Source organism: Sphingopyxis sp. LARHCG72, from assembly GCF_052871675.1.
On record NZ_JBIXJU010000007.1, the window covers coordinates 105,656 to 120,349 of the forward strand.

The window sequence follows — 14,694 nt, forward strand, 5'->3', positions numbered from 1 at the left end:
CCCGGCCACTCTCGCGGGGCGGATCGGGCGCATGACGATGGTCCGACACTATGCGCTTCGCGCGCGGGAAAAAGCGGCCCGGCGGCAACGCACTATCGCTCGTCATGAACAATGGCCGCATCGGATAGCGGCCGGGCCAGATGGTCGAGCAGCAAGGCAGCGCAGATCGCCGCCGCAATCGCGAAGGGCGCGGGCCGCCAGCCCTGATAGGCCATCGACGCGAGAATCGGTGGCAGCGTGATCGACGCGCCCGCGATCAGCGTGATGGCGGAGGCGATGCCAACCTGCTCCTTCGCCGATCCCGCGAGCGACGCCGCGGCGCTGAAACCCGGCCGCGCCAGCCCGTAGCCGAAGCTCGCGAGCGCGAAGCCGGCCGCCGCCGTCCAGACGCCGCCGAGCATCGCGGCTGCATTGCCGGCGCACGCCAGCGCCGCGCCCGTGCGCATCATCGTCCGCGGCGACAGCGACATCAATCGCACCAAACCCCATTGGGCGAGCAGCGCGGAAATCGCACCCGCAGTCATCGCGATGCCGATCATCTGTTGCGCGGCCGCGGCCCCCGGGGGCATCCGGTCGATGATCACGAAGCCGATCGTGTAGAGGTTGATCGCCTGCGCCGAACAGAGGAGCAGCCCGAAATTGAGGTACCGCCCGATCGCACTGCTGCGCCAGACATCGGACATGGTCGGCGCGTTCGGGTCGCTCGATGCGGCCGCGGTCATCGGCGAGGCGGCGGGCAGGAAAAACCACGATCCCGCGAGCGCCAGCGCGCCGAGCAGCGCGAAGCCGAGCATCGGCCCGAGCGGCCCCAAGGGGTCGATCATCAGCGCCGGCGCGATCGCGGGGCCGATGATCGTCCCGAGACTGAGCGCGCCCGCGAGGCCGGCGATCGCGTGCGTACGCTGCGCGCCCTCGGTCCGCGCCGCGACGAGCGCCTGCGTCGCGGTCGCCGCCGCGGACCCCAGCAAGCCATAGATGGACCGTAACAGAGCGAAGCAGCCGAAGGTCGCGAGCGGCGGCAGGATGGCCAGCAGGCCGAGCTCGACCGCCAGCGCGCAGCCGCCCATCGAAAGCACGAAGCCGACAAGGCCCGCCCGGATATAGAAGGCCGGCCCCGCGCGCCCGATCCGCGACACCCAGAAGGGCGAACTGACCGCCCAGGTCAGCGCCGAGACCGAAAAGATACCCGCGACGAGGAAATCGGGGATGCGCAGCATCCGGCCGATCGCCGGCATCACCGACACGAGGCCGATGTTGCCGATGGCGGTCAGAAAGGTCACTGCCCCCAGAAAGGGCAGCACCCATCGTGACCCCATCGACGACGGGGACGAAAGCGCCGGCACCGGACCCGCCGATCAGAAGCGGATGCGCAGCTCTCCGCCGAAGCTGCGCGGATCGCCGTACTGGCCGAGCGTCAGCACGCCGAGGTTGATCGCGCTGACCTTATATTCCTTGTCGGTCAGATTCTTGCCCCACAGCGCGAGTTCGGCCGTCGTGCCACCGCCAAGCTCGATCCCGGCGAGCGCGATGCGCCCGTCGAGCAACCCGTAGGACGGCATCTTCGCGAGCGGGTCGGGGGTGATCGACGAATATTGGCTGCTGCGCCAGCTATAGTTCAGGCTCGCCTCCAGCCGGCCCGGACCGACATCGTGGCGATAGAGCGCCCCGACCTGGTAATTCCACTTCGGCACGCGCGAGAGGACATAGGTGTCGGTCACATCGGTGCCGTCGGGCAGGATGAAATCGGTGTAGCGCGCATCGACATAGCCGCCACCGAAATTGATCGTGAAGCCGTCGACCGGGCGCAGCGTTCCTTCGACCTCGAAGCCGGTGAATTTCGCCTTGCCCGCATTGATGATGTTCGTCGTCACCAGCGAGGGCACGAACACGCCGGCCTGGAAATCCTTGTAGATCGAATGATAGACCGCGGCGCTCAGGTTGAGCGCGTTGCCGAGTCCCGCATATTTCATGCCGAGCTCGAACGAAGTCAGCTTCTCGGGATTATAGGCCGTCATGAAAGCGGTGTTGGTCGCCGCGGTATCGTTGATCCCGCCGCTCTTGAACCCCGTCGCGACGCGCGCATAGACCGAGAAATCGGGCTGGATCTTGTAGAGGATGTTGAATTCGGGGTTGAAGCGTTTCCACACCCCCGAATTTTCGAGCGGACTGAGGTCGGTGTAGCCGATGCCGCCCGCGCCCGGCCGCGCCCCGGCGGCGGGCCCGCCGCTGCGGGTCACCGGATTGCCGTTCGCATCGCGCAGGAACACACCCGAACCCGGCGCCGCGGGATTGGTGCGATACGCCGAATTGGACAGCAGCAACTCATAGGCGTGCTTGGACTCGCGCGTGTAGCGAAGCCCGACCGACGCGGTCAGCTTCTCGTCCAGCATTTGCGGCGTCCAGGCGATCTGACCGTAACCGGCGTAGGATTTCGAATTGCCCCCACGCTCGCTGATGTCGAAGGCGTTGCCCCCGAACTGGAAGTTCCAGCGCGGGTTATACACGTCATATTCGTCGTCGAGATAGAAGGCGCCGAGCGTGTATTTGAAGTCGCCAACGGTTCCGATCGCCTGAAATTCCTGTGTGAACTGCTTGTAATTATTGTCGAGGATGATGCGCAGCAGGTCGAGCGGGCTGCCGTCGAAATCGCTCGCCGACCGCGTGATCGCGGTGCGCCGTGCGGTGATCGACTTGAGCGTGAGGTCGCCGATCCCCGGCTCCCATTCGAGCGTCAGCGCATGCCCATTGGTGCGATAGTCGCTGCGAAGCGCACTTTGCGCCCCGATCTCGCGCGTCCGGCCGCTGACGACATAAGGCGCCATCAGCGCGTTGACGAACGCGGTCGCGCCCGATCCGGTGACCGCGGTCGCGACGAGCTGGTTCGGCGTGCCCTTGCTGTCCGAAATATCATAGCTGTAAAGCGCGCTGAAGCTGCCCGACGGACGCCACAAAAGGTCGGCGCGTGCCGCCCACAATTCTTCCTCGCCGAAATTATCCTTGCGCAGCGAGTTGCGGTAATAGCCGCCGTCGAGCTTGGTGATCACGCCGACCTTGGCACTGAAGCCCGCGACCTCCGGCAGGTCGACCGAAAGGCGCTGGTTGAACTGGCCCCAGCTTCCGGCGCCCGCGAGGAACTGCCCGCCGAACTCGCCGCTCGGCTTGCGCGTGATCAGGTTGACCGCGCCGCCGATGGTGTTCTTGCCGTAAAGCGTACCCTGCGGTCCGCGGAGCACTTCGACGCGTTCGAGATCGACGGTGTCGAACGCGGCACCGGTCGATTTTCCGATCGGCACGCCGTCGATATAGAGGCCCACCGGCTGGTCGCGGGCAAGGCTGGTGTCGGCCGACGGCGACAGGCCGCGGATCGTGATCAGCGGGCCAAAGCTGTTGCCGATCGTTTCGTTGATCTGGACGTTCGGCACGATCGTCGCGATGTCCGCCACGTTGCGAACCTGCGCGCGGTCGATCGCCGCGCTGCTGACCGCGGAGACCGAGATCGGCACATCGACCAGCCGCTCCTCACGCCGCTGCGCGGTGACGACGATATCGCCCTCGGCGGGCACGGCATTGTCCGCCGCCGTGCCTTCGCCTGCCTCCTGCGCCATCACGACCGATGAATTCAGCGCCGTCGCGGCCATGACCGCCCAAAGGGCAGTTTTCCGAAATGCCATAATGCCTCCCTCTCCAAATGCGGCCTCTTTGGACCGCCAATATTCGGGCTTCTTCCGCTTGGCCCGGTTACGGAGCGGGACGATAACCAACCTTCCAAGGCGATAAAGCGCGCCATCGGAACTACACTGTTCACCCCTGTGGCGAATAACCGTACGCCCCCAAAATGATACCCTTCGCGTTCTGCGCCGCTTTTCCGTGCGCAAGACCGGAGCCATTGTCAGCAAATTGAACTGATTGACCATACTGATAGTCTGGCATAATCGCTCATCGGGCGCTGGAGGTTCCGGCAATAGAGGGAAAGGACGCGGGCCGATGGCGAATGCAATGTTCGGGGCGGTCGACCAGCTCGGTTTCGTGGTCGCCGACCTCGACCGGTCACTGGCCAGCCGGATGCGCGCGCTCGGCCTTGGCCCCTGGACCGTTTTTCGCGGGGTGACGCTCAACGGGCGTTACCGGGGGCAACCGACCCGCGTCATAATCGACGTTGCGCTCGCCTATCAGGGCGAAGTCCAGATCGAGCTGATCCAGCCGGTCGACGATGCCCCCTCCCCTTACCGCGGCGCAAACGGCGCCCCGCTTTGCGGAATCCATCATATGGCGTGGATCGTCGACGATCTGGACGCCGCGGTTGCGGACGCCACCGCACGCGGATTGTCGATGGTGTTCGAGGCATCGAACCCCGCAACACGCGTCGCGTATCTGGAGGCCGAGGGCGATCCCGGCGTCCTCTATGAATTCATCGAAGGCGCCGGGATGCGCGAGATGGTCACTGCGGGGATCGCCGCGGCGCGCAGCTGGGACGGCAGCGACCCGGTGACGACGATCCATCTGGAGGAGCTATGACAAGCTTGACCACCGCCAAACCATCGCGGCCGCGTAGTCTGCGCGCGGGCGGACGGAACGGATTCCAGCAGCAACGCAAGGAACAGACCCGCGCCGCGATCCTGACGGGCGCGGCCAGCGTCTTTTCCGCCACGCCCTATCTGTTCGCGACGATCGATGACCTGATCGCCGCCGCCGGGGTGAGCCGGGCCACCTTCTACACCCATTTCGATTCAAAACTGTCGCTCGCACTCGCGATCTATGATTCGATCGAGAGCGACTGGCAGAGGCTGTACAACGAACTGACGCGGATGCCGCGCCCCGATCAGCCCGGGCTCGAGGACTGGCTAGGCCGCCTCGCCCATCTCTATGTCGAGCATGGTTTTGTCACGTCGCTTGTCATCCAGCTCGCGACCTTCGAGCCCGGTTTCAGGCAGCGGCTCCGCAGCGATGGCGATCGGCTGATCGATATGCTGAGCGAAGCAGGCGTCGGCGGCTTTCGCAATGTCTCGTCCAGGGAAAGCCCCTCGTCCGCGAAAACCGAACGCGTGCGCGCACGCCTGATCCTGACACGCCTCGACCAGATCTGCTCGGAGCTCGCTATCGGCAACATCTTGCCGGCCGACGAACGAGTGCTCTACATCAAGGTTGGCGCCGAAGATCTTCTGCGCTTCATGGAGGATGCCCAAATCAAGCCCGGACCGTGACGGGCCGCGCGCAATGCGTGCTCATTCGAGGCGATCGCCACCCCGGCGGGGTGAGTATCCAGCTTGGCTGTAAATGGTGCCCAGAAGAGGACTCGAACCTCCACGACCTTGCGATCGCCAGCACCTGAAGCTGGTGCGTCTACCAATTCCGCCATCTGGGCACGGGGTAGGAGCGGGCGCTTAGCGGGGCGGCCATCGGCTTGTCAACAACGGTGCGAGGGGCGATGTGCATTTTATCGCAAAGCCGCGGGTTTTGCGCCCGAATGCCGTGGTCCCCCTTGCTCCCCTCCCCGCTTCGCGGCATGGGGAAGCCGTGCGGCGCGCCCTGCGCCGGGTAAAGAATCGATCACAGGCGGACGATATGCAGAAACTCGACGGACAATTGATCACGGTGCTGGGCGGCGGCGGCTTCCTCGGCCGCTATGTCGTGCAGAGGCTGCTCGCCCGCGGCGCCCGCGTCCGTATCGCGCAGCGGACCCCGCGCGCCGCGACTTTCCTCAAACCGCTCGGCGGCCTCGGCCAGACGCAGTTCGTGGCATGCGACGTTCGCGATCCCGCCAGCGTCGCGCGCGCCGTGCAGGGCAGCGACGCGGTGATCAACCTCGCCGGCGCATTCGACGATATGCAGGCGGTGCAGGCCGACGGCGCGGGCCATGTCGCGACGGCGGCGAAAGCGGCAGGCGCCGGCGCCCTCGTCCACGTCTCGGCGATCGGCGCCGATCGCGAGAGCCTGTCGGCCTATGGCCGCAGCAAGGGCGACGGCGAAGCGGCGGTTCGCGCGGCCTTTGCCGACGCCGCGATCCTGCGGCCCTCGATCCTCTTCGGGCGCGAGGATCATTTCATCAACCGGTTCGCGGGCCTCATCCGCATGTCGCCGGTCGTCCCGGTAATTGCGCCGAACGCGAAATTCCAGCCCGCCTATGTCGGCGATGTCGCCGATGCGGTCGTCGCGGCGCTCGGCGGCGCGGCTGCCGGCAAGATGTTCGAGATCGGCGGTCCGCAGGTGCTGACGATGCGCGAACTGCTTCGCTGGATCGCCGACGCGACCGGCCGCTCGCCCTTGTTCGTCGAGATACCCGACTTCGTCGCCTCGACGCTCGCTTCGGGATTCGGCTGGGCGCCCTTCGCGCCGATCACCAAGGACCAGTGGCTGATGCTCCAGCACGACAATGTCGTTGCCGGCGGCGCCGCGGGGCTCGCCGAGCTTGGGATCACGCCGACCTCGCTCGCCGCGGTTACCGATGGCTGGCTCGTCCAGTATCGCCGTCACGGCCGCTTCGCACAGACCGCCTGACCGATTGGACATGGGCATCTGGCTGACCGCGATCATCCTCGGCATTGTCGAGGGATTGACCGAATTCCTGCCTGTCTCGTCGACGGGCCACCTGATATTGGCGACCGAGCTGCTCGGTTATGACGCCGCGCGCTGGGCGATCTTCAACATCGCGATCCAGCCGGGCGCGATCCTTGCGATCGTCGTGCTGTACCGGAAACTCTTCTGGGAGATGTTCACCGGCTTCTTCCGGCGCGACCCGGTCGCCATCGCCTTTGTCCGCAACCTGCTGCTCGCCTTTTTCCCGGCGGTCGTCCTCGGCCTCGCGTTCGGCGATTATATCGAGCTGCTGCTCGAAAATGCCGTCGTCGTCGCCTGGGCGCTGATCATCGGCGGCTTTGCCATCCTGCTCGTCGAACGCTTCGCAAAGACGAGGGATGTCGGCGGCGTCGCGAATGTGTCGACGCGGCAATCGATTCTCGTCGGGCTCGTTCAGTGCATCGCGATGATCCCGGGCGTCAGCCGGTCGGGCGCGACGATCCTCGGCGCGATGTCCTTCGGTGTCGACCGCAAGACCGCGGCTGAGTTCAGCTTTTTCCTCGCCCTCCCTACGCTGACCGGCGCGACGATCCTCCAGCTGTTCAAGCACCGCGACGCGATCACGACCAACGACCTCAGCCTCATCGCGGTGGGTTCGCTCGTCTCGTTCGTCGTCGCCTGGGCCGTGATCAAGGCCTTCCTCGCGGTTGTGACCCGGTACGGCTTTGCTCCGTTCGCCTGGTACCGAATCATCGCCGGCGTCGCCGCGCTGATCTGGCTCGGCATGAGATAGGGCCGAAACGGTATCAATAGACGAAAGATAATTGCGTGAACCTATTTTGGGGCAAATTCACCCTCCATTTTAGGTTATCAATACTGCCCTAACTCGCAATTTGGTCGTGACAGGCCAATTTCGCCCATGCAATTCCCCGCTCAACGAAGGGGATACTGCATGGCTTCCGAACGCATGCTCCAGTTTGTGGGGCGTGAACAATCCTATCCGGACAAGCGCTCCGCCGAAGAACGCGCGCGCGACTTTCGCGAGATCGCCGAGCGCTACGCCGCGCCCGACGCCGACGCGCAGGCGGCGCGCTGCTCGCAATGCGGCGTGCCCTATTGCTCGGTGCATTGTCCGCTCCACAATCATATTCCCGACTGGCTGCGCCTGACCGCCGAGGGGCGGCTGCGCGAAGCCTATGAGCTGTCGAACGCAACGTCGACGATGCCCGAGATTTGCGGCCGCATCTGCCCGCAGGATCGCCTCTGCGAAGGCAATTGCGTCATCGAATTTTCGGGCCATGGCGCGGTGACGATCGGCAGCGTCGAGAAATATATCACCGACACCGCCTGGGCGGAGGGCTGGGTCGAACCGCTGCATGCGGGCGCGGCAACCGGTCAGTCGGTCGGCGTCATCGGCGCCGGTCCCGCGGGGCTCACCGCTGCCGAATATCTGCGCGCTGCGGGGCACGAGGTTCATGTCTATGACCGGCACGACCGCGCGGGCGGCCTGCTCACCTATGGCATCCCCGGCTTCAAGCTGGAAAAGGATGTCGTGATGCGCCGTATCGACCGGCTGGTTGAGGGCGGCATCCATTTCCACCTCGGCTTCGCGGTCGGCGAAGATGCGACGCTCGACGCGCTCCGCCAGAAGCACGACGCGATCCTGATCGCGACGGGTGTCTACAAGGCGCGCGAGATCAATGTGCCGGGCAATGGCGCCGACGGCGTGATCGCCGCGCTCGATTATCTGATCGCCTCGAACCGCAAGAGCTTCGGCGACGCCGTCCCCGCGTTCGACGACGGGCGCCTCGACGCGCACGGCAAGCATGTCGTCGTCATCGGCGGCGGCGACACCGCGATGGACTGCGTCCGCACCGCGGTGCGGCAGGGCGCCAAATCGGTAAAATGCCTCTACCGCCGCGATCGCGAGAATATGCCGGGATCGCAGCGCGAGGTCGCCAATGCCGAGGAGGAAGGCGTCGAGTTCGTCTGGCTTTCGGCTCCCGAAAGCTTCACCGCCGACAAGCATGTGAAGCAAGTCGCGGTCGCGGGCATGCGCCTCGGCGCGCCCGATGCGAGCGGGCGCCGCAGCCCCGAAGCCGATCCCGGCCGCCAGTTCGACGTGCCCGCCGACATGGTGATCAAGGCGCTGGGCTTCGATCCCGAAGAACTGCCGCACCTGTTCGGCTCGCCCGACCTGTCGGTCACACGCTGGGGCACGCTGCGCGTCGATCACCAGACGATGATGACCAGCCTGCCCGGCGTTTTTGCCGCGGGCGACATCGTGCGCGGCGCCAGCCTGGTCGTCTGGGGCATCCGCGACGGCCGCGATGTCAGCGACCATATGGCAAAGTGGTTGAAAGCGAAGGCGAAAAGCGAAAAGAGGGCAGCATGACCAACAGGAAGGAAATTTCATGATGCCGTCGTTCAAATCGATTCTGCTTGCCGGTGCCGTCGCCATGCTGCCGTTCGGCGCTGCGGCCCACGCCGCGCCCAAGAAAGCAGCCAAGGAAGCTCCGGTCGCCGAGGTGATGGTGGCCGAGCCGGCGCAGGTCGAAGAAGAACCCGCCAGCGACTTCGACAGCGAAGCCTATGCCAAAGAGCAAAAGGCCAAGATGCAGAAGGAAATGGACGAGGCAATCGCGCTCATCGAGAAGATGTTCGACACGAGCAGCCTGCCGCCGATCGACCCCGCGCGCCTGACGCTCGCGCAGCAGACGACCGCGGCGCTGATCCCGGCCGGCAGCATCGAGAAGATGGTCGACAATCTCTACGGCAAGATGTTCAAGACGCTGATGGGCGAGTTCGGCGGCCAGTCGGACATGATGCTGTCGATCAAGACCGGCGTCGAAAGCGAACAGATTGCGAAACTCGACGAGCCGACCAAGGGCAAGGTCGCCGACATGTTCGACCCGCACCGCAAGGAACGCGAAGACCAGATCACCCGCGTGATCAAGCCGCTGATCAGCGAAGCGCTCGCCGACATGGAACCGCCGATGCGCAGCGGCCTTGCCAAGGCCTATGCACGCAAGTTCACCGGCGCGCAGCTCACTGACCTCAATGGCTTCCTCGCGAGCCCGACGGGCAGGATCTACGCAAGCGAATGGATGGCGCTGCAAGCCGATCCCGAAGTGATGCTCGCGGTGATCAAGGCGGTGCCGCCGCTGATCACCAAGTTCATCGATCGCGCGCCCGAGATCGAGAAGGATTTCAAGGAACTGCCGAAGGAAAAGCAGCTTTCCGACTTCACCGACAAGGATCTCGCGAAGCTCGCCAAGCTCATGAAGGTCGACGTGAAGGTGCTGAAGGAACAGCGCGACATGTGGAATTCGGACAGCGTCGAAGCGACCGAGGCCGCCGAAGCGGTCGACGCCGCCGTCGATGTGGCGGGCGCCGAAGCCGCGGCTGACGCGGCAGAGGCCGCCGCCGATGCCGCCGTCGCGGTCGAGGCGACCGAGTACGACCGCAGCAACTGGTCCGAAGCCGACCGCAAGCGCGTCGAGGAACTCGAAGCCGCCTATCTCGAAGCCGAAGCCGCAGCCGTCGAAAAGGCGCGCGAGCGGCTGGAAAAGACCCCCTCCGAATAGGCCCCGGCCTATCCCGTCAGGAACGACAATGATGACCCACTACCCCACCCCCGATCACGCGCGGCTCGAAGCCGAAGGCATGTACCGCCCCGACATGGAATCCGATGCCTGCGGCGTCGGCATGGTCGCGGCGACCGACGGCAAGCCGTCGCGCCGCGTCGTCGAGGCGGCGATCGAAGCGCTGCGTGCCGTGTGGCACCGCGGTGCGGTCGACGCCGACGGCAAGACCGGGGATGGGGCGGGCATCCATGTCGACCTGCCGGTGCGCTTCTTCGACGATGCGATCGCGGCGTCGGGGCACAAGGTGCGCCCGAACCGCCTCGCGGTCGGCATGGTCTTCCTGCCGCGCACCGACCTGGGCGCGCAGGAGGAATGCCGCACGATCGTCGAGGCCGAGATCATCGACGCGGGCTTCACTATCTATGGCTGGCGCCAGGTTCCGGTCGATGTGTCGGTGATCGGCGACAAGGCGCAGCGCACGCGCCCCGAGATCGAGCAGATCATGATCGCCGGCCCCTTGCCCGACGAACAATCGATCGCCGAGTTCGAAAAGCAGCTCTATCTCGTCCGCCGCCGCATCGAGAAAAAGGTGATCGCGGCGCAGATCGCCGACTTCTATATCTGCAGCCTGTCGGCGCGCTCGATCATCTACAAGGGCCTGTTCCTTGCCGAGAGCCTCGCGGACTTCTTCCCCGACCTCACGAACAAGCTGTTCGAGAGCCGGGTCGCTATCTTCCACCAGCGCTATTCGACCAACACTTTCCCGCAATGGTGGCTCGCGCAGCCGTTCCGCTGCCTCGCGCACAATGGCGAGATCAACACGATCCGCGGCAACAAGAACTGGATGAAGAGCCACGAGATCAAGATGGCGAGCCTCGCCTTCGGCGAGCATTCGGAAGACATCAAGCCGGTGATCCCTGCAGGCGCATCGGACACCGCCGCGCTCGACGCGGTGTTCGAGGCGCTGTGCCGCGCCGGCCGCGACGCGCCGACCGCGAAGCTGATCCTCGTCCCCGAGGCGTGGACGACCGAATGCGACGTTCCCGACAACCACCGCGCGATGTATAGCTATCTCGCCAGCGTGATGGAGCCGTGGGATGGCCCCGCCGCGCTCGCGATGACCGACGGCCGCTGGGCGGTTGCCGGCATGGACCGCAACGCGCTCCGTCCGCTCCGCTACACGCTCACCGCCGACAACCTGCTCGTCGTCGGCTCCGAAAGCGGGATGGTGCTGCTGCCCGAAGCCAGCATCCGCAAGAAGGGTCGCCTCGGCCCCGGCCAGATGATCGCGGTCGATCTCGACGACGGCACGCTCTACGAAGATCTCGCGATCAAGGACAAGATTGCCGACGCCGCCGACTATGCCTCGCGCGTCAAGGGCTTCCGCACGATGGCCGACCTGCCGAAGGGCGGCAAGTCGAGCCTGCCCTCCTTCGATCGCCCAGAGCTGCTGCGCCGCCAGGTCGCCGCGGGGCTGACCATGGAGGATATGGAGCTGATCCTGTCGCCGATGGTCGAGGATGCGAAGGAAGCGATCGGCTCAATGGGCGACGACACGCCGCTCGCGGTCATCTCCGACAAGCCGCGCCACGTCGCGCAATTCTTCCGCCAGAACTTCAGCCAGGTCACCAACCCGCCGATCGACTCTCTGCGCGAACGGCATGTGATGAGCCTGAAGACGCGCTTCGCCAACCTCGCGAACATCCTCGATGAAAAGGGGCAAAGCGACCACGTGCTCGTGATCGACAGCCCCGTCCTCGTCGGCGACGACTGGGACCGCTTGCGCGCCTATTTCGGCGATGCGGTCGCTGACATCGACTGCACCTTCGCCGCGGGCGGCGACGCATCGACGCTGCGCGAAGCCATCGCGCGCGTCCGCCGCGAGGCCGAGGAAGCCGTGCGCGCCGGGCGCTCCGAACTCTTCCTCTCCGACCAGAATATCGGCGACGGCCGCGTCGGCGTCGCGATGGTGCTCGCCGCCGCCGCCGTCCACACGCATCTCGTCCGCAAGGGCCTCCGCAGCTACGCCTCGATCAACGTCCGTTCGGCCGAAGTGCTCGACACCCACGCCTTCGCCGTTCTCGTCGGCGTCGGCGCGACGACGGTGCACGCCTATCTGACCGAAGCGGCGATCGCCGACCGGCAGGGGCGCGGGCTGTTCGGCGACCTGTCGCTCGACGACTGCCGCCTGCGTTTCCGCAAGGCGATCGACGACGGCCTGCTCAAGATCCTCGCCAAGATGGGGATCGCGGTGATCTCCTCCTATCGCGGCGGCTATAATTTCGAGGCGGTCGGCCTCAGCCGCGCGCTCGTCAACGACCTCTTTCCCGGCATGCCGGCAAAGATTTCGGGCGAAGGCTATCAATCGCTCTTCATCAACGCGACCGAGAAGCATGAGGCGGCGTTCGACAAGCGCGTCACCACCCTGCCCATTGGCGGCTTCTATCGCCAGCGCGCTGGCGGCGAGGCGCACGCCTATTCGGCGCAGCTTATGCACCTGCTCCAGACCGCGGTCGCGACCGACAGCTATTCGACCTACCTGCAATTCGCGCGCGGGGTCGCCGACCTGCCGCCGATCTATCTGCGCGACCTGATGGAGTTTAACTACCCCAATCAGGGGGTCGCGCTCGACAGCGTCGAGGCGATCACCGAAATCCGCAAGCGCTTCGTCACCCCCGGCATGTCACTCGGCGCGCTGTCGCCCGAGGCGCACGAGACGCTGGCGATCGCGATGAACCGCATCGGCGCGAAGGCGGTGTCGGGCGAAGGCGGCGAAGCGAGCGAACGCTATCGCCCCTATGCGAACGGCGACAACGCCAACAGCAACATCAAGCAGATCGCGAGCGGCCGTTTCGGCGTCACCGCCGAATATCTCGGCGCGTGCGACGAGATAGAAATCAAGGTCGCACAGGGCGCCAAGCCCGGCGAAGGCGGTCAGCTTCCGGGCTTCAAGGTCACCGAGTTCATCGCGCGCCTGCGCCATGCGACACCCGGCGTGACGCTGATCTCGCCGCCGCCGCACCACGACATCTATTCGATCGAGGATCTCGCGCAGCTCATCTACGATCTCAAGCAGATCAACCCGAAGGCGCGCGTCTGCGTGAAGCTCGTGAGCTCGGCGGGCATCGGTACCGTCGCCGCGGGCGTCGCCAAGGCGCACGCCGACGTCATCCTCGTCGCGGGGAACACCGGCGGCACCGGCGCCTCGCCGCAAACGAGTGTCAAATATGCCGGCACGCCGTGGGAAATGGGCCTCAGCGAGGTCAATCAGGTCCTCACGCTCAACGGCCTGCGCCACCGTATCCGCCTGCGCACCGACGGCGGACTCAAGACCGGGCGCGACATCGTGATCGCCGCGATCCTCGGCGCCGAGGAATATGGCATCGGGACGCTGAGCCTCGTGGCGATGGGCTGCATCATGGTGCGCCAGTGCCACAGCAACACCTGCCCCGTCGGCGTCTGCACGCAGGACGAGAAGCTGCGCCAGAAGTTTACGGGCAGCCCCGAGAAGGTGATCAACCTGATGACCTTCATCGCCGAGGAAGTGCGCGAAATCCTCGCCAAGCTCGGTTGCCGCAGCCTCGACGAGGTGATCGGCCGTACCGAACTGCTGCGTCAGGTCAGCCGCGGCGCCGAACATCTCGACGACCTCGACCTGAACCCGATCCTCGCCAAGGTCGACGCCCCCGACGATCAGCGCCGGTCGCAGGGCCCGAACTTCCGCAACCCAGTGCCCGACAGCCTCGACGCACAGATCCTCAACGACGCGAAGCCGCTGTTCGAGCGCGGCGAGCGCATGCAGCTGACGTACAATGTCCGCAACACGCACCGCGCCGTCGGCACGCGCCTGTCGGCCGAAGTCACCGCGCGCTTCGGCATGAAAGGCCTCGCCGACAATCATGTGCAGGTACGCCTGCGCGGCACCGCGGGCCAGTCGCTCGGCGCCTTCCTCTGCCAGGGCGTCACCTTGGAAGTGTTCGGCGACGCGAACGATTATGTCGGCAAGGGCCTCTCGGGCGGCCGCATCGTCGTGCGCCCGACCGTGTCGAGCCCGCTAGTCAGCCAGCACAACAGCATCATCGGCAACACCGTCCTCTATGGCGCGACCGCAGGCACCTTGCTCGCGGCGGGTCAGGCGGGCGAGCGTTTCGCGGTCCGCAACTCGGGCGCGAAGGTGGTCGTCGAAGGCTGCGGCGCCAACGGCTGCGAATATATGACCGGCGGCACCGCGGTGATCCTCGGCCCCGTCGGCTCGAACTTCGGCGCGGGCATGACCGGCGGCATGGCGTTCATCCTCGACACCGACGGCCAGTTCGAACGCCGCGCCAATGCCGAATCGATCGTTTGGCAGCGGATCGACAGCGCGCATTGGGAAGGCGTGGTGCGCGAACTCGTCGAAGATCATGCGCAGGCCACCGGCAGCAAATGGTCGAGCGAAGTCCTCGCCGACTGGGATCGCTGGAAGGACCAGTTCTGGCAGGTCTGCCCGAAGGAAATGCTGACCCGTCTCGCGCATCCGCTGAGCGAGACGCAAGCCGAGGTGGTGGCGGCCGAATAACCCGGATCCTCCCCGTGGCGACGCCATGGGGAGGAT

9 protein-coding genes and 1 tRNA gene are annotated in these 14,694 nt (G+C 65.7%); 7 read left to right on the top strand and 3 right to left on the bottom strand.

The annotated features are described in order from the left end of the window. Positions 1–92 precede the first annotated feature (92 nt). Entirely contained in the window at positions 93–1,301 is a 1,209-nt protein-coding gene (locus tag ACIPPQ_RS16300) for an MFS transporter (protein ID WP_446545118.1), read from the bottom strand. A gap of 54 nt (positions 1,302–1,355) precedes the next feature. Next, positions 1,356–3,671, bottom strand: coding sequence for a TonB-dependent receptor (locus tag ACIPPQ_RS16305; protein WP_446545119.1), 2,316 nt, complete (start codon positions 3,669–3,671; stop codon positions 1,356–1,358). A gap of 313 nt (positions 3,672–3,984) precedes the next feature. Between ACIPPQ_RS16305 and ACIPPQ_RS16310 the strand changes: the two genes are divergently transcribed. Continuing rightward, a complete protein-coding gene (locus tag ACIPPQ_RS16310; RefSeq protein WP_446545120.1) occupies positions 3,985–4,515 on the top strand; it encodes a VOC family protein in 531 nt (176 codons plus the stop codon). Continuing rightward, positions 4,512–5,201, top strand: coding sequence for a TetR/AcrR family transcriptional regulator (locus ACIPPQ_RS16315; protein ID WP_446545121.1), 690 nt, complete (start codon positions 4,512–4,514; stop codon positions 5,199–5,201). The genes ACIPPQ_RS16310 and ACIPPQ_RS16315 overlap by 4 nt, the downstream gene beginning before the upstream one ends. 74 nt (positions 5,202–5,275) lie before the next feature. Here ACIPPQ_RS16315 and ACIPPQ_RS16320 read toward each other — a convergent pair. Then, positions 5,276–5,362 (bottom strand) — tRNA-Leu (locus tag ACIPPQ_RS16320). 200 nt (positions 5,363–5,562) lie between these two features. On the opposite strand from ACIPPQ_RS16320, the gene ACIPPQ_RS16325 reads away from it, so the two are divergent. The 5 genes from ACIPPQ_RS16325 (at position 5,563) to gltB (ending at position 14,658) form a co-directional block, all read left to right on the top strand. Then, positions 5,563–6,495, top strand: a complete 933-nt coding sequence (locus ACIPPQ_RS16325; protein ID WP_446545122.1) for a complex I NDUFA9 subunit family protein — start codon at positions 5,563–5,565, stop codon at positions 6,493–6,495. Between the two features lie 10 nt (positions 6,496–6,505). Further along, on the top strand, positions 6,506–7,306 hold the full coding sequence (locus tag ACIPPQ_RS16330) for an undecaprenyl-diphosphate phosphatase (protein WP_446545123.1): 801 nt from the start codon (positions 6,506–6,508) through the stop codon (positions 7,304–7,306). 159 nt (positions 7,307–7,465) lie between these two features. Continuing rightward, on the top strand, positions 7,466–8,908 hold the full coding sequence (locus tag ACIPPQ_RS16335) for an NAD(P)-dependent oxidoreductase (protein WP_446545124.1): 1,443 nt from the start codon (positions 7,466–7,468) through the stop codon (positions 8,906–8,908). Between the two features lie 19 nt (positions 8,909–8,927). Continuing rightward, positions 8,928–10,100, top strand: coding sequence for a DUF2059 domain-containing protein (locus tag ACIPPQ_RS16340; RefSeq protein ID WP_446545125.1), 1,173 nt, complete (start codon positions 8,928–8,930; stop codon positions 10,098–10,100). 28 nt (positions 10,101–10,128) lie between these two features. After that, positions 10,129–14,658 carry a glutamate synthase large subunit gene (gltB, locus tag ACIPPQ_RS16345; protein WP_446545126.1) on the top strand — a complete coding sequence of 1,510 codons (4,530 nt, stop codon included), beginning with the start codon at positions 10,129–10,131 and terminating at the stop codon, positions 14,656–14,658. The last annotated feature ends 36 nt before the right edge of the window (positions 14,659–14,694 follow it).

Excerpts from the sequence above, each read along its gene's own strand:
- ACIPPQ_RS16340 (WP_446545125.1), top strand. The coding sequence starts at position 8,928 with ATGATGCCGTCGTTCAAATCGATTCTGCTTGCCGGTGCCGTCGCCATG.
- ACIPPQ_RS16305 (WP_446545119.1), bottom strand. The coding sequence starts at position 3,671 with ATGGCATTTCGGAAAACTGCCCTTTGGGCGGTCATGGCCGCGACGGCG.
- ACIPPQ_RS16315 (WP_446545121.1), top strand. The coding sequence starts at position 4,512 with ATGACAAGCTTGACCACCGCCAAACCATCGCGGCCGCGTAGTCTGCGC.
- ACIPPQ_RS16310 (WP_446545120.1), top strand. The coding sequence starts at position 3,985 with ATGGCGAATGCAATGTTCGGGGCGGTCGACCAGCTCGGTTTCGTGGTC.
- ACIPPQ_RS16330 (WP_446545123.1), top strand. The coding sequence starts at position 6,506 with ATGGGCATCTGGCTGACCGCGATCATCCTCGGCATTGTCGAGGGATTG.
- gltB (WP_446545126.1), top strand. The coding sequence starts at position 10,129 with ATGATGACCCACTACCCCACCCCCGATCACGCGCGGCTCGAAGCCGAA.
- ACIPPQ_RS16335 (WP_446545124.1), top strand. The coding sequence starts at position 7,466 with ATGGCTTCCGAACGCATGCTCCAGTTTGTGGGGCGTGAACAATCCTAT.
- ACIPPQ_RS16325 (WP_446545122.1), top strand. The coding sequence starts at position 5,563 with ATGCAGAAACTCGACGGACAATTGATCACGGTGCTGGGCGGCGGCGGC.